Source organism: Aliivibrio sifiae (assembly GCF_002954715.1).
GTDB classification, from domain to species: domain Bacteria; phylum Pseudomonadota; class Gammaproteobacteria; order Enterobacterales; family Vibrionaceae; genus Aliivibrio; species Aliivibrio sifiae.
This window is the reverse complement of the sequence record NZ_MSCP01000003.1, coordinates 324,521-347,804: the sequence shown is the minus strand read 5'-3', so window position 1 is coordinate 347,804 and position 23,284 is coordinate 324,521. Positions and strand designations below refer to the sequence as shown.

Sequence of the window (23,284 nt, the reverse complement as noted above, 5' to 3'; positions counted from 1 at the left end):
ATTACTCACCTTTTTTTAATAAACCGTGTTTCTTTAAATGAACCAATAAAATTGAAATCGCAGCTGGAGTAATACCAGAAATACGAGAAGCAATACCAAGAGTTTCTGGTTTTGCGTCGCTTAACTTAGCAACCACTTCATTTGAAAGGCCTTTTACTTTGCTGTAATCCAAATCTAATGGCAGTTTTGTATTTTCGTGGCGTAATGATTTTTCAATTTCATCTCGCTGACGTTGAATATAACCTGCATATTTAACTTGAATTTCAACTTGCTCTGCTGCTTGTAGATCTTCAATCGCTGGACCAAAGTTTTCAAGTGATACTAAAGAGTTGTAAGTAACTTCTGGACGACGAAGAAGATCCTCACCATTAGCTTCACGAACGATCGGGGTTTTTAAGATCGAATTTACTTGATCAATATTTTCAGATTTTGGATTAATCCAAATATCTTTTAATCGTTGATTTTCTTTTTCAATATTTTCTACTTTTTCACTAAAGCGAGCCCAACGAATGTCGTCAACTAAACCAAGAGCACGACCTTGTTCAGTTAAACGTAAATCTGCATTATCTTCGCGTAAAGATAAACGATATTCAGCGCGTGAAGTAAACATACGGTAAGGTTCTTTTGTTCCAAGAGTTGATAAATCATCAATTAAAACTCCCATGTACGCTTCATCACGACGTGGACTCCAACCTTCTTTGCCTTGAGCAAATAAACTAGCATTCAAACCAGCCATCAAACCTTGAGCAGCGGCTTCTTCATATCCAGTTGTACCGTTGATTTGACCAGCAAAGAATAAACCTTCAATAAACTTAGTTTCATACGTTGATTTTAAATCACGAGGATCAAAGAAATCGTACTCAATTGCGTAACCAGGACGTACGATGTGTGCATTTTCGAAGCCTTTCATTGATTGAACAATTTGTAATTGAACATCAAATGGTAAGCTTGTAGAAATACCATTTGGGTATAACTCGTGCGTAGTTAGCCCCTCTGGTTCAATAAAGATTTGGTGACTGTCTTTATCTGCAAAGCGCATTACTTTATCTTCAATTGAAGGGCAGTAACGTGGGCCAATACCTTCAATGACACCCGCATACATTGGACTACGATCAAGGTTCTTACGAATAACATCATGTGTTTTTTCATTGGTATGAGTAATGAAACAATTAACCTGCGTAGGATGCTGTTGACGATTACCTAAGAATGAAAATACTGGTGTTGGATTATCACCTGGTTGTGCTTCTAGTACTGAAAAATCAACAGTACGAGCATCAATACGAGGTGGGGTTCCTGTTTTTAAGCGGCCGATCCTAAATGGACGATCTCGTAAACGTTGCGCTAAAGTGATCGAAGAAGGATCTCCTGCGCGGCCTCCAGAGAAGTTTTCCATGCCAATATGTATCTGACCCCCTAAAAAGGTTCCAGCGGTTAATACAACTGATTTAGCACGGAATTTAAGGCCCATCTGAGTAACTGCGCCGATAACTTTATCATTTTCAATGATCAAATCATCTACGGCTTGTTGAAATAGGGTCAAGTTTGGTTGGTTTTCTAATACTGAACGAACGAATGCTTTATACAATGCTCTATCAGCTTGAGCACGTGTTGCTCGTACTGCAGGACCTTTTGAAGCATTTAGTGTTCTAAATTGAATACCACCGTGATCAATGGCTTGTGCCATTAATCCACCTAAGGCATCCACTTCTTTTACCAAATGGCCCTTGCCGATCCCACCAATCGCTGGGTTACACGACATTTGACCTAATGTGTCAATGTTATGAGTGAGGAGAAGTGTTTTTTGTCCTGTTCTTGCCGCAGCAAGTGCTGCTTCAGTACCAGCATGACCACCGCCAATAACAATGACATCAAAGTTTTCTTGGTAAAACATGATTCGACCTTAGGTGTAATGAAAAGAGTTAGAAGAATTTAACTTAAGAGATCTATTTTACCCTTTTTCTAGCTTGGAAAGAAATGAAAAAGTGACGAAGTTCAAAAAAGAAAGATCGCTTAATATATTTAAGATCTTTTAAAGAGATCTCTTATTAGATCTATTATATAGATCGCCGATCTCTGTGGATAAGTGCTAAATGATCAATTGGATCATATACTTTGGATCGATCCAAAGTTGTTACTTTTCTTTGATCTTCGATCGGATGGCTTGAGGATAAAAGAGCTTGTTATCCACAGGGGGGTAGGGCAATGGATCTTATTCAATGGATAACTATAACTTGATCACTGGATCTTTCTATAGTTATCCACATCGTAGATGTTTTCTATTTAATAACTTTTCATCATGATCATAAATGAATTATTAACAAATATATTCTTTTAGCCACAATTCTGCCGGCTCTTCAGGGATACTATGTTGGGTTACATCTATTTCTAAAAGTGGAAATTTTTCAGTTGCGCCTAATTCTAGAAGGGTGTTTTGCAGTGATTTACCAGCAGCACAGAAAGTGTCGTAATTTGAATCACCAATGGCAACTATTGCAAACTTTACTTTTGAGATGCTTGTGTTGTTGTCGGTGAGCTGCTGAATGAAAGGCTTGATGTTGTCTGGGTAGTCTCCCGCACCATGAGTAGATACGACTAAAATCCAAAGGCTACTGTTGTCTATTTCGTCTAAATTAGGTTGATTATGGATATCGGTTGTAAAGTCCATTTCCTCTAATAAATCAGCGATATGATCGCCAACATATTCAGCACCTCCTAGGGTGCTACCTGTAATGATTGATGCATTTTTCATGAATTTTTCCTATAAAAAATGGGCTGTAATAGCCCATTATTGTTTGTATTATTTAGTGTTATTTACCAATACAGAAAGAAGTAAATATACGTCCTAGCAGGTCATCAGAAGTAAATTCACCTGTAATTTCACTCAGGTGTTGCTGTGCTATTCTCAGTTCTTCAGCAAGAATTTCACCAGCCATATAACCTTCAAGTTGTTGCTGGCCTATATCTAGGTGTTGAGAGGCCTTTTCTAGTGCTTCTAAATGGCGTCTACGAGCCATAAAGCCACCTTCTTGGTTACCTGAAAAGCCCATACACTCTTTTAAGTGAGTACGCAGTGCATCAACACCTTCGCCTGTTTTGGCTGATAAGCGGATAAGAGTAGGATCATTTACGTGGCAAATACCAAGCTCTTCACCTGTTTGATCTGCTTTATTGCGGATCACTGTCATTCCCATATTTTTAGGAAGACGATCAAGAAATTCTGGCCAGATTACTTTAGGGTCGGTTGCATCTGTTGTTGTGCCATCAACCATAAATAAAACGCGATCAGCTTGTGCTATTTCTTCCCAAGCTCGTTCAATACCAATGCGTTCTACTTCATCAGAGGCTTCACGAAGACCGGCTGTATCAATGATATGTAAAGGCATACCATCAATATGAATGTGCTCTCTGAGTACGTCACGTGTGGTTCCTGCTATATCAGTAACTATTGCGCTGTCTTTGCCCGATAAAGCATTTAGTAGGCTTGATTTCCCTGCATTAGGACGACCGGCTATTACTACTTTCATGCCTTCACGCATGATCGCACCTTGGTTCGCTTCTTTACGAACAGCGTTTAGGTTGTCAATGATCCCTTGTAAATCACCACTGACTTTACCGTCTGCAAGAAAATCGATCTCTTCTTCTGGGAAATCAATGGCGGCTTCAACATAAATTCGTAAATAAATAAGTGACTCAACTAAGGTGTTTATCTTGTTTGAAAAAACGCCTTGTAATGAATTTAGCGCTGATTTAGCCGCTTCTTCAGAACTTGCATCAATTAAATCGGCAATGGCTTCTGCTTGAGCTAAATCCATTTTATCATTTAAGAAGGCTCTTTCTGAAAACTCACCTGGGCGTGCAGTACGAATGCCATCTATTTTTAGAATGCGTTTAATCAGCATATCCATGACTACAGGGCCACCATGACCTTGAAGTTCTAGAACATCTTCACCAGTAAATGAATGTGGGTTTGGGAAATAAAGCGCAATACCTTGATCAAGCTCTATACCGCTTTCATCTTTAAATGGGGTGTATTCTGCGTAACGAGGTTTAAGCGTCTTTCCTACCACTTCTAGAGCGACTTGTTGAGCTTTAGGACCTGATACTCGAATGATGCCTACGCCGCCTCGGCCAGGGGCTGTTGCTTGCGCAACGATAGTGTCTGTATGTAATGTCATGATTATTCTTAATGTCTATTGCTTGAGCATATTGTAAGCCGATAAAACAAAAAAGGCGACCAATGGCCGCCTTTTGTTTATTTCTTTAGAAATTCAACTTACTTAGAATGTAAGCCTTTTTTCTCAAGTGCACGATAAATCAGAGTTTGCTGAATTAGCGTTACGATGTTTGATACTAACCAGTAAAGAACTAAGCCAGCTGGGAACCATAAGAAGAATACCGTGAACATTACAGGCATGAATGTCATGATCTTCTGTTGCATTGGATCCGTTACTGTCGTAGGGCTCATCTTCTGGATTAAGAACATACTAGCACCCATTAGTAATGGCAGGATGTAGTATGGGTCTTGTGCTGATAAATCCGTGATCCAACCAAAGAATGGAGAATGACGAAGTTCAACTGATTCCATTAGTGCCCAGTACAGAGAAATGAAGATCGGCATTTGAAGAACGATTGGTAAACAGCCACCTAGTGGGTTTACTTTTTCTTTCTTATAAAGCTCCATCATTTCTTGGCTCATACGCTGACGGTCATCGCCGATGCGCTCGCGCATTGCTGCCAACTTAGGTTGAAGCATGCGCATTTTAGCCATTGATGTGTATTGTGCTTTCGTTAGTGGGTACATTGCACCACGAACGATGAACGTTAAGAACATGATCGCTAGACCCCAGTTCCCAACAATACCGTGAATGAAAGACAGTAGTTTGTGAAGAGGAGATGCAATGAACCATAACCAACCGTAATCAACACTTAAATCTAAGTATTTAGCAGTTGCAGCCATTTCTGGTTGAAGTTTTGGACCTGTCCAAAGCGTTGCTGTAAGCGTTGCTTCTTGGCCTGCAGGGATTGTTACTGAAGGCATACGAACGCCAATGTAACCGTAATCGCCAGCAACACGTGAAGTCAGTGTTGCATTATTCACGTTACGTGGGATCCAAGCTGATGCGAAGTAATGTTGTAGCATACCCGCCCAACCTTGACCATTTGTCATGTCGATAGATAAGTTCTTATCTTCCATGTCGTCAAAGCTGTATTTTTTATAGCGTGTATCTTCAGTAGAGTAAGCACCACCACGGTACGTAGGCATTGTTAAGCTGCCACCGTCATCCAATAAGTTTTGCTTTAAGTTTGCGTACATTTCTACTGTTGCTGGTGCTGAAGATTGGTTATCAACCGTGTAATCAACATCAATAGCGTAGCTGTCACGTTTAAGCACTAGTGTTTTAGTATAAGTAATACCATCTTTCACTAATGTTAACGGAACACGTAATTCGTTTTGGCCATCCGCTAAAACATAATCTGTTTTTTGCGCTGTAAATTGTGCACGACCCGTGTTTGAATCGATGCCTTGAGGACCGATTAAACCACTTTGAGCAATATAGCTATGATCAGCATCGTTTCTAAGAAGAACGAATTTTGCTTTAGAGTCTAATTCTGCATCGTATTTATTAAGAACAGATTCAATGATGTCACCACCCAACGTATCTACTTTTAAAGTAAGCACATCAGTTGTGATTGTAATCAGCTTGTCAGACTGTGCTGAATCCGCTGGTGTATCACTGTTTGCTGTCGAAGAAGTTGGAACATCACCATTCGTGTGAGTTTGTTGAACGGTACTAACTGTAGCTGGTTGCTGCGGATTAGTTTCTACTTGCCATTGTTGGAAAAGTAAAAAAGAAACTAAAGCCAGTGCTAGCAACAGAATATTACGTTGGGTATCCATCGTTATTGTTCTCTGTCTTTATGCTGCTTGGGTGGGACGGGGTCATAGCCCCCATCATTCAAAGGATGACATTTTAATAGACGTTTGCCAGTTAGCCAACACCCTTTTACTAAACCGTGTGACTTTAGTGCGTCAATTGCATAATGCGAACACGTTGGAGTAAATCGACAGCGAGGTCCAATCATTGGACTGATGACGAGTTGATAAAAACGGATTAGACCGATTGCTATCCACGAGAAGGGCGAGACAGGCGATGCCATAATTTATCTAGTAGCTTGTTAAAGTCTTCGTTACTCAATTCTTGAGCACTCTTTTTAGCGATAACCACAAAGTCTTTCGCAGGTAATGAATGTTGCTTATTGCGGAAACTTTCACGAGTTATACGTTTAAACTTATTGCGACCAACAGCAGTTTTAATTTGCTTCTTAGGAACAGCAAGACCTAAACGAGGGTGTGATAGTGAATTTTCTCTGGCAAGAATGGTGAAGTGAGGTGAGCCGGCTCGGTGAGCTTGCTTGAAAACTGATTTGTAATCCTCGGGAGTTAACAAGCGTAACTCCCGAGAGAAGTCGTAATTCATCAAAATAATCTATTGATTACTTAGATAGACGCTTACGGCCTTTAGCACGACGAGCGTTGATTGTGTTACGACCGTTCTTAGTTGCCATACGAGCACGGAAGCCGTGAGAACGTTTACGCTTAAGAACTGAAGGTTGGAAAGTGCGTTTCATGGTATTACCTTATTACTGATCAGTAGTTATTAGGTTTAATTAAACCCGGCGTGGGACGTACATTCCGACGCCTCTCAACAAAGAGGCGGAATTGTAATCATTGACAGAAAAATAGTCAATAAGAGGTTCCACGTATTTTCCGGACGATGAATTATACGTTTTGTGAGCGAGAGCGCAAGGATCTTTATGCGATCCCAACTTGATTTAAGAATTTCTGTAATTTTGGATCCTGTGGATAACCAAAAATTTGTTCAGGCGTTCCTTGTTCTACGATCTTTCCATCAGCCATATAGATAACTCTATCGGCGACTTCTTTAGCAAATTGCATCTCATGGGTAACTACTAACATGGTTTGATGTTGAGTAGCGAGTTTTTTCATTAAACTCAATACTTCATTTACCCATTCTGGATCCAGTGCTGACGTGGGTTCATCAAACAATAATAGCTCAGCTTCTAATGCCATTGCTCTACCAATGCCTACACGCTGTTGCTGGCCACCAGAGAGGGCTGCAGGGTAACTATCTCCTTTATCACCAAGACCAATATCATCTAATATTTGTTGAGATCGTTTGAGTGCTTCTGCCTTATTCCACTTGTGGACAGTTATTAAGCCTTCAGCAATATTCTGTCGTGCGGTTAAATGAGAGAATAAGGCATAATTTTGGAAGATAAAGCCTGTTTTTCGTCGTAACGCTAATATTTCTGCCTTGGTATTTTTTTCAGCATCAACGCTGACATCATCAATACTGATAGTTCCTTTGTCGGCTGTTTCAAGAAAATTAACGCATCTTAGTAATGTGGATTTGCCTGTGCCACTAGATCCTATGACGGCAATTATCTCACCTTTATTAATGGTAAGGTCAATACCTGAGAGAACGTCAGTCTCACCAAAGCTTTTATGTAGGTTGGTAATTTTTATCATCGTACATAGGCCTTATTAAGTTTAGTTTCAGCCCAAGTTTGTACTCGGGTAAGAATAACGACAACACCCCAATAGATTAGCGCTACGGCTAAAAAGGCTTCAAAGAACTTAAAGCTGGAAGAGGCTTCCATTTGAGCTTTCGCCATTATTTCAGATACACCAAGTGTAAAGGCCAAAGAAGTCGACTTGATCATATCGATAAAGTAATTCATTAATGAAGGTAAAGCCACGCGAGTTGCTTGAGGTAGAATAATACGACGCATTGCTTGGGAAGTTGTCATACCGATAGACAAGCTCGCTTCCATTTGGCTGCGATCGACACCAATAATAGCTGCACGAATACTTTCAGCCATATAAGCTGCAAAATGAAGTGTTAACCCGATAACGGCAGCACTGAATGCATCCAACCCAACAAAAATTGGAAACACTTGCGGTAGGCCATAATAAAGAAGGAATAACTGAACAAGCAATGGTGTTCCACGAAAGAAACTGATGTAAAGCTGGCTGAGTTGATCCAATACAGGGACTTTAAATACTCTTAAGTTAGCAAGTACTAACGCGAGAGCTAATGCGAAGAATAATCCCCATATTGCCATTTCTAGTGTCGTACCTAAATACTTAAATAGTATAGGTAAGAGCTCAATCATATACGTAAAATCAAATCCCATGATGTCTCTCTATGTATTCGTATGAAGAAAAGTGACTGTTGTTAGTGTCAATGAAATAAATGAGATAAGCAATAAACACAAAACCCACTAGAGTTGATAGTGGGTTTTGATCGTTCTATCTGAGTGAACGCTTACTTAACATAAGTAACAGATTATTTTGTTACGTCAGCATCAAACCATTTTTGAGATATTTTTGCTAATGTGCCATCTGCACGCATTTCAGAGAGGGCTTTGTTCACTTCTTTCTGAAGTTTTTGTCCTTTCTCATTTTTAACAAAAGGCCATGCATTTTCGATCGTTTCAAACGGTTCACCTGCTAATTGTAGTGGTAAACCTGACTTTTTGATTAATTGTGCCGCAGATAAACGATCCATCACAAATGCATCAGAGCGACCTAAAGCGACATCATGTTCGATACCAGTATCGTAAGTTTTGATGTTAATTTGGCCTGATTTATCATTATCTCTTAGTAATTTCTCAAAGTTCGATCCTAAATTCACCGCAACGGTTTTTCCTGCTAAGTCATCAATACTTTTAATGCTATCGTTACCTTTACGAACGGTAATTTGAGCACCATCAACAACATAAGGATCAGCAAAAAGATACTTTGCTTCGCGTGCTTCTGTTTTTGTTATTTGATTTGAAATTGTATCAATACGACCGGTTTCTAATAAACCAAATAGGCCAGAGAAGCTCGCTGTAACGTACTCTACGTTGTAATCATTACGACGACCAATTTCATCCCACAAATCAACTTCAAAACCTTGTAATTTATCCTGCTTAGCAAAGGTAAATGGGAAATAACGACCAGACATCCCTACTTTTACTTCAGTGGCTGCTTGAGCAAACTGTGTTGCTGCTAAAGTTAACGCTAATCCAGTAAGGATATTCTTTGTCCATTTCATGATTGATACTCCCATTATTCATCAGTGAGATCATCATACTTTTTTTGCGATTCATCTCTAAATACCCGATGGTTATGTGTAATAACCAAATGCTCAATAAAAGTCTGTTTTTCAATCATTGTTGATTAATGTGGGTATAACTAAGGTAAAAAGTGTGTTGATCTAGGTAAAAAAGCGTGATCGGTGTGAATAACTTCGATCTTATTCACTGGATCATCGATCTAACACTGGCACAATAGTTATCCACAGTATAAAATCGACAACCTTTTAAAATAATTATGAGTGGGGTTGTCCGTGTCTTCATCGCTTTGGCTGCAGTGTTTACAGCGCCTTCAAGAAGAATTACCTTCCGCAGAATTCAGCATGTGGGTTAGACCACTGCAAGCTGAATTAAATGACAATACCCTTACGCTATTTGCGCCGAACCGTTTCGTGTTGGATTGGGTTCGTGATAAGTACCTAAATAGCATTAACTCATTATTAAATGAGTTCTGTGGTAGTGATGTACCTACATTACGCTTTGAAGTGGGAAGTAAACCTGTATCTGCTGCACCAGCGCCTAAAAGAACGGCTGCGGATGTTGCTGCTTCAACCTCAGCACCTGCACAACTTCAAGCTCGACAATCAGTAAATAAACCATGGGAATCCCAGAGTTCAGAACCGGTTTCTGCTGATTTAAATCATCGCTCTAACGTTAACCCTAAGCATAAATTTACTAACTTTGTAGAAGGTAAATCAAACCAACTTGGTTTAGCCGCTGCTCGTCAGGTTTCTGATAATCCAGGAACGGCATATAACCCACTTTTCTTATATGGTGGAACTGGCTTAGGTAAAACCCATTTATTGCAAGCCGTAGGTAATGCGATTCTTGAACGTAAACCAGATGCTAAAGTTGTATATATGCATTCCGAACGTTTTGTTCAAGATATGGTTAAAGCGCTACAAAATAACGCGATTGAAGAATTTAAACGTTATTATCGTAGTGTTGATGCTTTGCTTATCGATGATATTCAATTCTTTGCTAATAAAGAGCGTTCTCAGGAAGAGTTCTTTCATACCTTTAATGCATTATTAGAAGGTAATCAGCAAATCATTCTAACGTCGGATAAATACCCAAGAGAGATTAATGGCGTAGAAGATCGCCTTAAGTCTCGTTTTGGTTGGGGTCTTACCGTTGCGATTGAGCCGCCAGAATTAGAAACTCGGGTTGCTATCTTGATGAAGAAAGCAGAAGATCATCAGATTCACCTAGCTGATGAAGTTGCTTTTTTTATTGCAAAACGTTTACGTTCAAATGTACGTGAATTAGAAGGTGCACTTAACCGAGTTATAGCTAATGCAAACTTTACTGGTCGTGCGATTACGATTGATTTTGTGCGAGAAGCACTGAGAGATTTGCTAGCACTGCAAGAAAAGCTCGTGACGATTGATAATATTCAAAAAACCGTAGCGGAATACTACAAGATTAAAATGGCAGATTTATTATCTAAACGCCGTTCTCGCTCGGTTGCTCGCCCACGTCAACTTGCAATGGCACTGTCAAAAGAGTTAACTAACCATAGTTTACCTGAGATCGGTGATGCGTTTGGTGGTCGAGACCATACAACTGTACTTCACGCTTGTCGTAAAATAGCTCAGCTTCGTGAAGAGAGTCATGATATAAAAGAAGACTACTCTAACTTGATTCGAACGTTATCATCGTAAGTCATTATCTACTTTTAAATAAACGAGTATTATGAAATTTTCTATTGAACGCAGTCTGTTGTTAAAGCCACTGCAACAAGTATCTGGTGCCCTTGGGGGCCGTCCATCATTGCCAATTTTAGGCAATATTTTACTTCAGGTAGAAAATGGTCAGTTGTCTATGACTGCAACCGATTTAGAAGTAGAATTGATCAGTAAAATTACGTTAGAAGGAGATTTTGAAGCCGGTACTATTACGGTTCCTTCTCGTAAGTTTCTTGATATCTGTCGTGGTCTTCCTGATAGCGCCAACATTACTATCGCATTAGAAGGCGATCGTGTTTTAGTACGTTCTGGTCGTAGTCGATTTACATTAGCGACTTTACCTGCGAATGATTTTCCAAATATTGAAGGCTGGCAGAGTGAAGTAGAGATCACGTTATCTCAAGCTCAACTGCGTAAGCTAATAGAAAGTACACAGTTTTCTATGGCGAACCAAGATGTTCGTTATTATCTCAATGGTATGATGTTCGAAACTCAAGGTAATATCTTCCGTTCTGTAGCAACCGATGGTCACCGAATGGCAGTATGTAATATGCCAGTTGAATCTGAACTACCTGAACAACAAGTGATCATGCCACGCAAAGGTATTCAAGAGCTTGTTCGTCTTCTTGACTCGCCGGATCAGAGTGTTACTTTACAGTTTGGTAATTCAAATGTACGTGCTGAAGTAAATAATTTTGTGTTCACTTCCAAACTTGTTGATGGCCGTTTCCCTGATTATCGCCGTGTAATGCCGCAGAGCAGCAACAAAACATTAGAAGCGGACTGTGATGAATTGCGTCAAGCATTTGCGCGTGCCGCTATTCTATCGAATGAAAAATTCCGTGGTGTTCGTGTTAATTTAGCGAATAACCAAATGCGTATTACTGCTAATAACCCAGAGCAAGAAGAAGCAGAAGAGATCTTAGATGTAGATTTCCAAGGCGACGATATAGAGATTGGGTTTAACGTTAGTTACGTATTGGATGTATTAAATACATTGAAGTGTGAGCGTGTACGTATTTCAATGACAACCGCGAACGCGAGTGCGTTAGTGGAAGATTGTGCGAATGATGAAGCACAATATGTTGTTATGCCTATTCGTCTATAAAGACAACAATAAAACATGCCATTATCACGTTTAATCATTAATGATTTTCGCAACATTAACTCATGTGATATTCAATTATCTACAGGGTTTAATTTTGTTATCGGTCCTAATGGTAGTGGGAAAACCAGTGTCCTTGAAGCTATTTATTTGCTCGGGCACGGGCGTTCTTTCAAAAGCTCGTTAACAGGTCGAATTATTCGAAATGACTGTGACGAGCTTTTTATTCATGGTCGATTTACCACGCCAGAGCAGTTTGAATTGCCAATAGGCATAAATAAACAGAGAGATGGCACAACTGAGGTAAAAATAGGCGGAGAAAGTGGACAAAAACTGGCACAATTAGCCAAGGTTTTACCACTTCAATTGATTCACCCTGAAGGGTTTGAATTAGTTACCGACGGCCCTAAATTTCGCCGAGCATTTATTGATTGGGGGGTGTTTCACGTGGAACCTGCATTTTATGATGCATGGAGCAGGGTGAAGCGACTGACTAAGCAGCGTAATGCGTTATTAAAAACGGCACAAAGTTATCGAGAGTTGAGTTACTGGGATTTGGAACTTGCACTGCTAGCTGAGAAAATCGATCAGTGGCGAGTGGATTATATCAATCACATATCTGAAGCAACTCAACAAATATGTCAGGCATTCTTACCAGAATTCGACATAAAGCTGTCATACTACCGAGGTTGGGAGAAAGATACTCCTTACGCGGAATTGCTTAAACGAAATTTTGAGCGAGATAAACAGCTGGGTTATACCGTCGGCGGCCCAAATAAAGCCGACTTACGAATTAAAGTTGCAGGCACTCCTGTTGAAGATGTGTTGTCTCGTGGTCAACTTAAGTTGATGGTATGTGCGTTACGATTAGCGCAAGGACAACATTTAACGGAAGCAACAGGAAAGCAGTGCATCTATTTAATAGACGATTTTGCTTCTGAATTGGATAGTCACCGTCGCCAATTGCTGGCTCAATATTTGAAACAGACAAAGGCACAGGTGTTTATCAGTTCAATAACTGCTGAACAGATTGCAGATATGCATGATGAAGAAAGCAAGATGTTTGAGATAGAACATGGCAAAATAGCCCAAGGATAAAAACGCGAGAGTAACTCATGTCAGAAAATTATGATTCATCGAGTATTAAAGTACTAAAAGGTCTGGATGCGGTACGTAAACGTCCGGGTATGTATATCGGCGATACCGACGACGGTACTGGTCTTCACCACATGGTGTTTGAGGTTGTCGATAACTCAATCGATGAAGCTCTTGCTGGTCACTGTAATGACATTATTGTAACGATTCATGAAGATAACTCTGTTTCGGTTAGTGATGATGGTCGTGGTATTCCAACTGAAATCCATGAAGAAGAAGGCGTATCAGCAGCAGAAGTTATCATGACGGTACTTCACGCTGGTGGTAAGTTTGATGATAACTCATACAAAGTATCGGGTGGTCTTCACGGTGTTGGTGTTTCGGTTGTAAACGCATTATCTGAAAAAGTTGAACTAACGATTCATCGTAAAGGTGAAATTTTTCAACAAACGTATTGTCACGGTGAACCTCAAGCGCCATTAGCGGTTGTGGGCACAACAGATACAACAGGTACCAAAATTCGTTTTTGGCCTAGTGACCAAACATTCACAAACGTTGAGTTTGTTTATGACATCTTAGCTAAACGTCTACGTGAACTTTCTTTCTTGAATTCTGGTGTGTCTATTATTTTACAAGACATGCGTGAAGAAGATAAATCTGATCACTTTATGTTTGAAGGTGGTATTCAAGCGTTTGTTACTCATTTAAACCGTAATAAAACGCCAGTTCACCAGAAAATATTCTATTTTGATGCAGAGCGTAAAGAAGACGGTATTGTTGTTGAAGTAGCGATGCAGTGGAATGACTCTTACCAAGAGAACATTTTTTGTTACACCAATAACATCCCACAACGAGATGGTGGTGCTCACTTATCTGGCTTCCGCTCTGCGTTAACTCGTACATTAAACACGTTCATGGACAAAGAAGGCTTTTCTAAGAAAGCGAAATCATCAGCATCAGGTGATGATGCGCGTGAAGGTCTAACGGCGGTTGTTTCTGTTAAAGTTCCTGATCCTAAATTCTCAAGCCAAACTAAAGATAAACTGGTTTCTTCAGAAGTGAAGTCTGCGGTTGAATCGGCAATGAATGAAAAATTAGCTGAATTTTTAGCGGAAAATCCAGGCGAAGCAAAAATGGTTTGTTCTAAAATCATTGATGCGGCTCGCGCACGTGAAGCGGCTCGTAAAGCTCGTGAAATGACTCGTCGTAAAGGCGCGTTAGATATCGCAGGTCTTCCTGGTAAGCTTGCTGATTGTCAGGAAAAAGATCCTGCACAATCTGAACTATACATAGTGGAAGGGGACTCTGCTGGCGGTTCAGCCAAGCAGGGACGTAACCGTAAAAACCAAGCGATCCTTCCGCTGAAAGGTAAAATTCTAAACGTAGAAAAAGCACGTTTTGATAAAATGATCTCTTCTCAAGAGGTTGGAACACTAATTACTGCATTAGGTTGTGGTATTGGTCGTGACGAATACAATCCAGATAAACTACGTTATCACAACATCATCATCATGACCGATGCCGATGTCGATGGTTCTCACATCCGTACTCTACTTTTGACTTTCTTCTACCGTCAAATGCCTGAGCTGATTGAACGTGGCTACATCTACATTGCTCAACCACCACTTTACAAAGTGAAGAAAGGTAAACAAGAGCAATACATTAAAGATGAAGAAGCGATGGGTGAATACCAAATTACGCAAGCATTAGACAATGCCGCGTTATTTGTTAATCCAAATGAATCTATCTTCGGTCAAGAGCTTGAAAACTTAATTCGCACGTTTAATGGTGTGGTTAAATTGATTGAGCGTATGAGCCGTCGTTACCCATTACCGCTATTAAATCGTTTAGTTTACACGCCTCGTTTAACTCAAGAAGAGTGTGAAAATGAAGCGACAGTTCGAGCATGGACTGAGGCATTAGTTGCTGATCTTAACGAGCATGAAACTGGTGCAAGCCAATATAATCCGGCTCTAGATTTTAATGAAGAATTAAACATTCACCAGCCTAAGCTTGTTGTGCGTACTCACGGTGTTCAACATGAATACGTATTAAGTGCAGATCTACTGAACTCGAAAGAGTACGGTCGTATTGCTGATTTATCAGAATCGCTTAATGGTCTGATTGAAGAAGGTGCTTATGCACAACGTGGCGAGCGTAAGCAACTAGTAGAAACACTGGATGAAGCGATTGCATGGTTGATTAAAGACTCTCGTCGTGGCGTTTATTTACAACGTTACAAAGGTCTAGGTGAAATGAACCCAGAGCAGCTTTGGGAAACAACGATGGATCCTGATTCTCGCCGTATGATGCAAGTAACGATTAATGACGCAGTAAGTGCGGATGAATTGTTTACTACGCTAATGGGTGATCATGTTGAGCCGCGTCGTAACTTCATTGAAGAGAACGCATTACGTGTTGCTAACTTAGACGTATAAATTTTTAATTCTATATTTTGCCAGTTAGTCCTACTTCTGCGTCGAAGGTGCTCACTTATGTTCATAAGCTCCGCGCCTTCTTCTTGAATTAGAACGAACTGACTTCATCTAGAATCATAAATGCTAAGTTGAAAATTAAGAAGCACTGCTGTTGGCGGTGCTTTTTTTTGTCTGGAATTTGGGGTTTATTTTTATTTATTGTTCAGAGGGTTAGCGGTATTTTTGGTTTAAATCGAAAAATAAATAGCCAGTATCTCTTGAAAGTAAAATCACTGAGCCACATATCTAGTTATGAAGAGGATGCCGATAGGGTCTTCTGAAAATGACTTGTCCAAAATGGAAAGTCTTATAATTTGATAGAGTCAACTAAGGACCCAAGTTCGGGGTAGTTGTCCTCACTATTGCTTAAAGTAAAGGATAGTATTATGCGTAATGTAGATTTCACTCCACTGTACCGTTCAGCAATTGGTTTTGATCGTCTTTTCAATCTAATGGAAAATAACACGGCAAAAACAAATGGCGGTTACCCTCCGTACAACATCGAACAAAAATCAGAACATAACTACCGTATAACCATGGCGGTGGCGGGTTTTGCTGAAGAACAAATCGATTTAACTCAACATGAAAATATGCTGATTGTGCGTGGTGAACGTCCTGATGCTGATGAAACTAAAACCTATTTATATCAAGGTATTGCAGAGCGTAATTTTGAGCGTAAATTCCAATTAGCGGATTACGTGAAAGTGGTGGGCGCAACCATGGAAAATGGTTTGCTGCATGTTGATTTAGAACGTGAAATTCCAGAAGCGATGCAACCACGTAAGATTGCGATTAACGGCAATAATTTACTGGAAAGCTAATCGTAGATTGGTAAATATTGGTAAAGATTTGAAATGAAGGCGCTGTGATAGCGCCTTTTTTGTGTCTGCTATTCGCTGAGCTATGAATTAATGGATTATTGCTTTTCCATCATCAATAGATGGCATTTGTAGGAGTGGTTCATTTAGCGATGACAAACAGAATTGCTGATTCCAAAGCAACAAACCATTATTTGAGTTAATTACAAAAGCAATGAATCATGAGTACCACAACTCACCGCTTTTTATCTACTCTGAATACGCCTTCAGTACTTCTTCTGCAATAATATCGATGCCTTTTTGCATCATGGCTTCATCTTGTACGTAGTTCATGCGTAAGCATTGGTGAGCATGATCCCAACTGTCGTCTTGGCCGATAAAGAAATACTCTCCCGGAACAATTAATACGCCACGCGCTTTCAAGCGTCTGTACAGTTCCATCGTGGTGATTGGCAGCCCATCAAACCATAGCCACAAGAAAATCGCGCCTTCAGGTTTATGAATACGAAAACGAGGTTCAGTAATCGCCGTTTGTAGCATCTTAACCGCGGCTTGAGATTTATGACGGTAGAACGGCTGTATTACGTCTTCACTTAAACGCAATAAATCACCAGACTCAATCATGTGCAGGCCTAATGCTGGTCCCATGCTTCCTGGTGCAAGGCTGATAATGCCATTTAGGTTGGTCATCGCCTCTGTCATTTTCTCATTGGCAATCACGATGCCACAGCGTAAGCCCGGTAAACCTAATTTAGAAAGGCTCATGCAAAGAATGGTATTTTCATTCCAAAATGGCGTGACTTCTTCAAAGATAATATTCGGAAAAGGGGTACCATAAGCATTATCGAGAATTAATGGGATATTATTTTCACGCGCCAGTTTATCAAGCTTAATCACTTCATCGTCGGTGATCACGTTGCCTGTTGGGTTAGTCGGGCGAGAAATACAGATAGCGCCAACCGAGTCATCAACTTTAAGCTGACTAAAATCGACATGGTATTTAAACAAACCGTTGTCGAGTAATTCAATCTCTGGGCGGTAAGAGATAAAACTATCTACTTCTAATTCAGAATCGGCATAGCCAATGTATTCAGGTGCGAGAGGCAATAAAATTTTCTTTTTAGAACCATCAGCATAAGTACCTGCTAATAAATTGAATAAGCTAAAGAATGCACTTTGAGAGCCATTGGTTAGGCTGATGTTTTTAGAGCTGATATCCCAGCCGTAAGTCTCTTTAAGTAAGTTAGCTAATGCTTTTACAAAGCTGTCTTTGCCTTGTGGGCCATCATAGTTAGCCATTGCTGCCACTAATTCACCTGAATCGAGCATCTTTTGTGAGGCATTTTTAAAGTAGTCGAGCATGGCGGGAATGCCAGCTGGGTTACCACCACCGAGCATGATTGCGCCAGGGGTGCGTAGGCCATCATTTAGATCATCCATTAATTGGGTGATCCCGCTGTAACGAGTAAATTTTTCGCCAAATTGAGTAAACTTCATTACGACTACCGTGATAATTAGAGAGTGGATGTATTGATTGTTTTAACAACATACCTCAACACCAAACAGAGATAAAGAGCCAAGATAGGCCCTTATTTCATTGCTTAGGCCGTAAACTCAAAGTGAATTTTCATAAAGTGCTTATTTTTGCTACTCCCAAAGGGGTCAGCGAGGTATACTTCTTGGTTATATTTATCAACCATCGCGCGAATTAAATTATGCAAAAATACGATATCAAAACCTTCCAGGGAATGATCCTCGCGCTGCAGGATTATTGGGCACAACAAGGTTGTACAATTGTACAGCCACTAGATATGGAAGTGGGTGCGGGTACATCTCATCCAATGACATGTCTGCGTGCACTTGGCCCAGAGCCAATGGCTACCGCTTATGTTCAACCATCTCGTCGTCCTACGGATGGCCGTTATGGTGAGAACCCAAACCGTCTGCAGCACTACTATCAATTTCAGGTAGCGTTAAAGCCTTCTCCAGATAACATTCAAGAGCTGTACTTAGGTTCTTTAGAAGTGCTTGGTATCGATCCTCTTGTTCATGATATTCGTTTCGTAGAAGACAACTGGGAAAACCCAACATTGGGCGCTTGGGGTCTAGGCTGGGAAATCTGGCTAAACGGCATGGAAGTAACGCAATTTACTTACTTCCAACAAGTTGGTGGTCTTGAGTGTAAACCTGTTACTGGTGAAATCACTTACGGTATCGAACGTCTTGCTATGTACATCCAAGAAGTAGATTCGGTTTACGATCTTGTTTGGAACCATGGTCCTCAAGGTGTGGTTACTTATGGTGATATTTTCCACCAAAATGAAGTAGAGCAATCGACTTACAACTTTGAACACGCCGATGTTGATTTCCTATTTGGATTCTTCGATCAGTGTGAAAAAGAGTGTAAAGAATTGCTTGAGCTTGAAAAGCCGCTACCTCTTCCAGCGTACGAGCGCATTCTAAAAGCAGGTCATGCATTCAACCTGTTAGATGCTCGTAAAGCTATCTCTGTAACAGAGCGTCAGCGTTATATTCTTCGTATTCGTAACCTAACTAAATCGGTTGCAGAAGCATACTATGCATCACGTGAAGCGCTAGGCTTCCCTATGTGTCGTTCTAATAAACCGACAGCAACTGAGGAGAAGTAATCATGGCGAAGAATTTTCTAATCGAATTAGGTACTGAAGAGCTTCCACCAAAAGCACTTCGTTCATTAGCTGAAGCGTTTGCTGCTAATTTTGAAGCAGGCCTTAAAGCGGCGGATTTAGCACACCAAGGTATTAAATGGTACGCAACTCCTCGTCGTTTAGCGCTTAAAGTGGCTGAATTAGATGAAGGTCAAGCGGATAAAATCGTTGAGAAACGTGGTCCAGCTATCGCGTCTGCATTTGATGCTGACGGTAATCCAACCAAAGCAGCTCAAGGTTGGGCTCGTGGTAATGGTATTACGGTTGAGCAAGCTGAGCGTCTAAAAACAGACAAAGGCGAATGGTTACTTCATAAAGAAGCTGTTAAAGGTCAACCGGTACAAGAGCTTGTTGTTGAATTAGCAGCAAAAGCACTTGCTGGCTTACCAATTCCTAAAGCAATGCGTTGGGGTAACTCAGACATTCAATTTATTCGTCCAGTAAAAACACTGACTATCCTATTGGGTGATGAATTAGTTGAAGGCTCTATCCTAGGTGTTGCTTCTGCTCGCACTATCCGTGGTCACCGTTTCATGGGTGAAAGCGAGTTTACGATTGATTCTGCTGACCAATACCCTGCGATCTTAGAAGAGCGCGGTAAAGTAATGGCTGACTACGATGCGCGTAAAGCGATCATCCTTGCTGATGCTCAAAAAGCAGCTCAAGAAGTTGGTGGTACAGCGGATCTAGAAGACGAGTTAGTTGAAGAAGTAACGTCTTTGGTTGAATGGCCTGTTGTATTAACAGCTAAGTTCGAGCAAGAGTTCTTAAACGTTCCTTCAGAAGCGCTAGTTTACACAATGAAGGGCGATCAAAAGTACTTCCCAGTATATGATCAAGAGAAGAACCTACTTCCTAACTTCATCTTTGTTACTAACATCGAATCTAAAGAGCCTCGTCACATTATCGAAGGTAATGAGAAAGTGGTTCGTCCGCGTCTTGCTGATGCTGAGTTCTTCTTCAATACAGACCGTAAGCGTCCGCTTATCGACCGTCTGCCAGAACTAGAGCAAGCTATCTTCCAGAAGCAATTGGGTACAATCAAAGACAAAACAGACCGTATTACTGAGCTTGCTGGTTACATCGCAGAGCAAATTGGTGCGGATGTTGAGAAATCTCAACGTGCAGGTCTACTTGCTAAATGTGACTTAATGACATCAATGGTATTTGAATTTACAGATACACAAGGTGTTATGGGTATGCACTATGCAACTCACGATGGTGAAGATGCACAAGTTGCACTAGCACTTTACGAGCAATACATGCCTCGTTTCGCTGGTGATGATCTACCAAGTACTGACGTATCTGCATCAGTAGCAATGGCTGATAAGTTAGATACGCTTGTAGGTATCTTCGGTATTGGTCAAGCACCAAAAGGTTCTGATCCATTTGCACTACGTCGTGCAGCTCTTGGTATCCTACGTATCATCGTTGAAAAAGATTACAATTTAGACCTAGTTGATCTAGTGGCTAAAGCACAATCTTTATTTGCTCTAGAAGATGGTACAACGAAGCTAACGAATGCAAACGTAGACACTGACGTAATTGATTTCATGCTAGGTCGTTTCCGTGCATGGTACCAAGATGAAGGCTTCAGTGTGGACATCATCCAAGCGGTACTAGCTCGTCGCCCTACTAAGCCTGCTGATTTTGATAAGCGAGTGAAAGCGGTATCTCACTTCCGTGAACTAGACGCTGCTGAATCTCTAGCGGCTGCGAATAAGCGTGTAGGTAATATCCTTGCGAAATTCGATGGTGAACTGGCTCAAGAAATCGATCTGGCTCTTCTTCAAGAAGATGCAGAGAAAGTATTGGCAGAGAAAGTTGAGATCCTAGCTGAAGCACTAGAACCAGTATTTATTGCTGGTAATTATCAAGAAGCATTAAGCCGCCTAGCTGAGCTACGTGAGCCTGTTGATGCCTTCTTTGATGGTGTTATGGTTATGGCTGATGATGAAGCGCTTAAGCTTAACCGTTTAACCTTACTGAATAAGCTACGTAATTTATTCTTAGATATTGCTGATATTTCTCTTCTTCAAAAATAGAAATTCATATATCTGATGAAATACCTCGCTCTGGCGGGGTATTTTTTTGTCTAAATATCGTGTTTTCGAAAATTAGAGGTTAATTATATAGAGAACAGTGACTACAATTGACACTCTTCTCTTTATATTAGGCTGCTGATTTCGATGAAATTATCTGTGTGTGCAACGCTTATCTCTCTTTCTCTTATGGTTGGGTGTCAAAGTACCTCATTACTATCTACGGATAATTCAAATACCCCAACCACCAATGAGCCTATTTCATCGACCTCAACGACTGATAAAGAGACAATATGCCCTTCACTAGGAATACAGTCTGTTACAGTGACCGTTTCTGATCTGTGGTCAGAAGGAGAGGTAGTTACTGATGCCTATACTGGTAATATTGCTCAGGTAAAAAATGGACAAATAACGTTAACGCCAAGTCGTCATAGTGGTGGTTTACTATTATTAGAATCAAGAGCAGTATCGGAATCAACAACAGAGAAGGTTGATTTCCAATGGCAGAGTGCCACATTTTACCATATTGCTACTGATCGTTTTTATAACGGTAATAGTTGGAACGACCACAGTTACGGCCGTCAAAGTGCAGAACAAGGCTTTAATGGAGGGGATATTGCAGGATTAACCCAAAAGCTAGATTATTTAGCTGAATTGGGAGTTGATGTTCTTTGGCTTTCGACACCGTTAGAGCAAATTCATGGTTGGATTCCGAGTAAAGATGGTAATACACCAGAATACCCATATGCAGGTGGTGCAACGTTAGATTGGACTCAACTCGATACCAACATGGGTAGTGAGCAAGAAATGCAAACCTTCGTCGATTTAGCTCATCAATTAGGAATGAGAGTGGTGTGGAGTGTGGATACTGCGCCATCTCAACCAAGTTTATCGGATTTACAACAATTTGGAATTAAGCCAAGTTCAGAAAACAATCTTCCGAGTTACTGGAGTGAGTGGCAACCTAAAGACGGTCAAAACCTGACAAATTATCTTGATGATTTTAAAAATGAAAAAGGTGAGATACCACAGTGGTGGTCAGAAGCTTGGTTTAATGGTTCTGTTGATGTAACGACACCAAGATTCTTTACTAATAAACCAACGACAGCGGTTCTTCAGGTTAGCGGAAATAAAAATGAATTACTCTCTGAATGGATAACAGCCTGGGTTACTAAATTTGGTATTGATGGGATTGTGTTGTCTCAATCTACGCCACAACTAACAAAACTATTGGAACAGAGCGGCAGCAAAGTCTTTGATGCGTGGAAAAAGAACAATCAATACAAAGCACTTGAAGGCTCTTCATTTGCAGTGATTGATTTAAAAAATAATAATTATTTTATTCCTCAAATGCATTCAATTGAAAAGCAGTGCCTTGCGTCGTTAAATCATCAACTTGATACGTCAGAAGAAAATCATTTATCAGCATTAACGTGGTTTGGTAAAGATAAAAAGCCAGAACTAAGTTCAGCGAATTATGTTCAATACCGTGATGCGGCATCAGCCTTATTATTGTCTAAAGGTGGTTTATCTGTGTGGTATGGCGATGAAAGTGCTAAAGCCGGAAATTTATATAGCATGATGAATTGGGATGAAATGACGGGACAAAATTGGACATTATCAGCTCACTGGAAGAAGTTACTTACTTTTAGAGGTAATCATTCCTCTATTTCACAAGGTGAGAGTCAGGTTATTAAACAAGAACCTTATTATGCTTTTATACGTAAAAATGATACCGATAAAGTGATGGTTGTGTATACCGGAGAATAGCACTTTCAATCGGGATTTATTATGTCATCAAAGTTTCATAATATCAGAATAAGAGTGTGATACTAGACACATAGGTTTTGATGTAGAGGTGATAATCTATAGCTAGAATAGTTGTATTGGTAGATGTTTCTTAAAGGATAGGAGCTTATCATGACTCGTTTTTTAGCTATCTCACCGCAAAGCCAGTGTTACTTATTTACTGTAGCATTAGCACTGAATTTATTGGGTATGGTATTAACAGATATGTGGGTACCCATGGTGGTTGGAGCCATTGTAACAACAGGACTTTCTGTTGATGCTTGGGTCCGGGTTCATTATGTATTACCAATGAAAAAAGAAATGCGTAATTTGCAGCACGAAATAGAAAGTATTCAGAAACAAATTCGAGATATCAGTACACAAACTCAATAGCTGTCTGTTCATAATGAAAAATAGAA

General features: G+C 40.3%; 20 protein-coding genes. 9 read left to right on the top strand and 11 right to left on the bottom strand.

What is annotated here, in order from left to right:
• Position 1: 1 nt before the first annotated feature.
• From mnmG to BTO23_RS19905, 10 genes are all read right to left on the bottom strand, one after another.
• Positions 2–1,891, bottom strand: a complete 1,890-nt coding sequence (gene mnmG / locus BTO23_RS19950) for a tRNA uridine-5-carboxymethylaminomethyl(34) synthesis enzyme MnmG (RefSeq protein WP_105064398.1) — start codon at positions 1,889–1,891, stop codon at positions 2–4.
• Between the two features lie 423 nt (positions 1,892–2,314).
• Complete coding sequence (gene mioC, locus BTO23_RS19945; protein WP_060993467.1) at positions 2,315–2,749, bottom strand: FMN-binding protein MioC; 435 nt, start codon at positions 2,747–2,749, stop codon at positions 2,315–2,317.
• Between the two features lie 58 nt (positions 2,750–2,807).
• Positions 2,808–4,175 carry a tRNA uridine-5-carboxymethylaminomethyl(34) synthesis GTPase MnmE gene (gene mnmE / locus BTO23_RS19940; RefSeq protein WP_061005062.1) on the bottom strand — a complete coding sequence of 456 codons (1,368 nt, stop codon included), beginning with the start codon at positions 4,173–4,175 and terminating at the stop codon, positions 2,808–2,810.
• Positions 4,176–4,273: 98 nt separating this feature from the next.
• Positions 4,274–5,899: a membrane protein insertase YidC gene (gene yidC, locus BTO23_RS19935; RefSeq protein WP_105064397.1), complete on the bottom strand. Its 1,626-nt coding sequence runs from the start codon at positions 5,897–5,899 to the stop codon at positions 4,274–4,276.
• Between the two features lie 2 nt (positions 5,900–5,901).
• Positions 5,902–6,159: a membrane protein insertion efficiency factor YidD gene (yidD, locus tag BTO23_RS19930; protein WP_081091604.1), complete on the bottom strand. Its 258-nt coding sequence runs from the start codon at positions 6,157–6,159 to the stop codon at positions 5,902–5,904.
• Entirely contained in the window at positions 6,126–6,479 is a 354-nt protein-coding gene (rnpA, locus tag BTO23_RS19925; RefSeq protein WP_012548914.1) for a ribonuclease P protein component, read from the bottom strand. Before rnpA ends, yidD begins: the two co-directional genes overlap by 34 nt.
• A gap of 16 nt (positions 6,480–6,495) precedes the next feature.
• Positions 6,496–6,630 (bottom strand): 50S ribosomal protein L34, encoded by a 135-nt coding sequence (rpmH, locus tag BTO23_RS19920; protein ID WP_012548915.1) that lies wholly within the window; start codon positions 6,628–6,630, stop codon positions 6,496–6,498.
• A 184-nt stretch (positions 6,631–6,814) separates the two neighbouring features.
• Positions 6,815–7,552: an amino acid ABC transporter ATP-binding protein gene (locus BTO23_RS19915; protein ID WP_061005057.1), complete on the bottom strand. Its 738-nt coding sequence runs from the start codon at positions 7,550–7,552 to the stop codon at positions 6,815–6,817.
• Entirely contained in the window at positions 7,549–8,220 is a 672-nt protein-coding gene (locus tag BTO23_RS19910) for an amino acid ABC transporter permease (protein ID WP_061005055.1), read from the bottom strand. Before BTO23_RS19910 ends, BTO23_RS19915 begins: the two co-directional genes overlap by 4 nt.
• A gap of 152 nt (positions 8,221–8,372) precedes the next feature.
• Positions 8,373–9,125: an amino acid ABC transporter substrate-binding protein gene (locus BTO23_RS19905; RefSeq protein WP_105064396.1), complete on the bottom strand. Its 753-nt coding sequence runs from the start codon at positions 9,123–9,125 to the stop codon at positions 8,373–8,375.
• A 294-nt stretch (positions 9,126–9,419) separates the two neighbouring features.
• Here BTO23_RS19905 and dnaA point away from each other — a divergent pair, with 294 nt between their 5' ends.
• The 5 genes from dnaA (at position 9,420) to ibpA (ending at position 16,351) form a co-directional block, all read left to right on the top strand.
• Complete coding sequence (gene dnaA, locus BTO23_RS19900) at positions 9,420–10,829, top strand: chromosomal replication initiator protein DnaA (RefSeq protein ID WP_060993461.1); 1,410 nt, start codon at positions 9,420–9,422, stop codon at positions 10,827–10,829.
• Between the two features lie 31 nt (positions 10,830–10,860).
• The gene (dnaN, locus tag BTO23_RS19895; RefSeq protein ID WP_060993460.1) at positions 10,861–11,961 is read left to right on the top strand and encodes a DNA polymerase III subunit beta; all 1,101 of its coding nucleotides are present in this window, start codon (positions 10,861–10,863) and stop codon (positions 11,959–11,961) included.
• 15 nt (positions 11,962–11,976) lie between these two features.
• Positions 11,977–13,056, top strand: a complete 1,080-nt coding sequence (gene recF / locus BTO23_RS19890; RefSeq protein WP_060993459.1) for a DNA replication/repair protein RecF — start codon at positions 11,977–11,979, stop codon at positions 13,054–13,056.
• A 17-nt stretch (positions 13,057–13,073) separates the two neighbouring features.
• Positions 13,074–15,491: a DNA topoisomerase (ATP-hydrolyzing) subunit B gene (gene gyrB, locus BTO23_RS19885; RefSeq protein ID WP_105064395.1), complete on the top strand. Its 2,418-nt coding sequence runs from the start codon at positions 13,074–13,076 to the stop codon at positions 15,489–15,491.
• Between the two features lie 425 nt (positions 15,492–15,916).
• The gene (ibpA, locus tag BTO23_RS19880) at positions 15,917–16,351 is read left to right on the top strand and encodes a small heat shock chaperone IbpA (protein WP_023604444.1); all 435 of its coding nucleotides are present in this window, start codon (positions 15,917–15,919) and stop codon (positions 16,349–16,351) included.
• A gap of 246 nt (positions 16,352–16,597) precedes the next feature.
• Here ibpA and BTO23_RS19875 read toward each other — a convergent pair whose 3' ends face one another.
• A complete protein-coding gene (locus tag BTO23_RS19875; RefSeq protein WP_105064394.1) occupies positions 16,598–17,845 on the bottom strand; it encodes a valine--pyruvate transaminase in 1,248 nt (415 codons plus the stop codon).
• Positions 17,846–18,063: 218 nt separating this feature from the next.
• Here BTO23_RS19875 and glyQ point away from each other — a divergent pair, with 218 nt between their 5' ends.
• The 4 genes from glyQ (at position 18,064) to BTO23_RS19855 (ending at position 23,258) form a co-directional block, all read left to right on the top strand.
• Complete coding sequence (gene glyQ / locus BTO23_RS19870) at positions 18,064–18,996, top strand: glycine--tRNA ligase subunit alpha (protein WP_060993456.1); 933 nt, start codon at positions 18,064–18,066, stop codon at positions 18,994–18,996.
• A 2-nt stretch (positions 18,997–18,998) separates the two neighbouring features.
• The gene (gene glyS, locus BTO23_RS19865) at positions 18,999–21,080 is read left to right on the top strand and encodes a glycine--tRNA ligase subunit beta (protein WP_105064393.1); all 2,082 of its coding nucleotides are present in this window, start codon (positions 18,999–19,001) and stop codon (positions 21,078–21,080) included.
• Between the two features lie 144 nt (positions 21,081–21,224).
• Positions 21,225–22,847, top strand: a complete 1,623-nt coding sequence (locus tag BTO23_RS19860) for an alpha-amylase (protein ID WP_105064392.1) — start codon at positions 21,225–21,227, stop codon at positions 22,845–22,847.
• Between the two features lie 150 nt (positions 22,848–22,997).
• Positions 22,998–23,258: a hypothetical protein gene (locus BTO23_RS19855; RefSeq protein ID WP_060993453.1), complete on the top strand. Its 261-nt coding sequence runs from the start codon at positions 22,998–23,000 to the stop codon at positions 23,256–23,258.
• Positions 23,259–23,284: the final 26 nt, after the last annotated feature.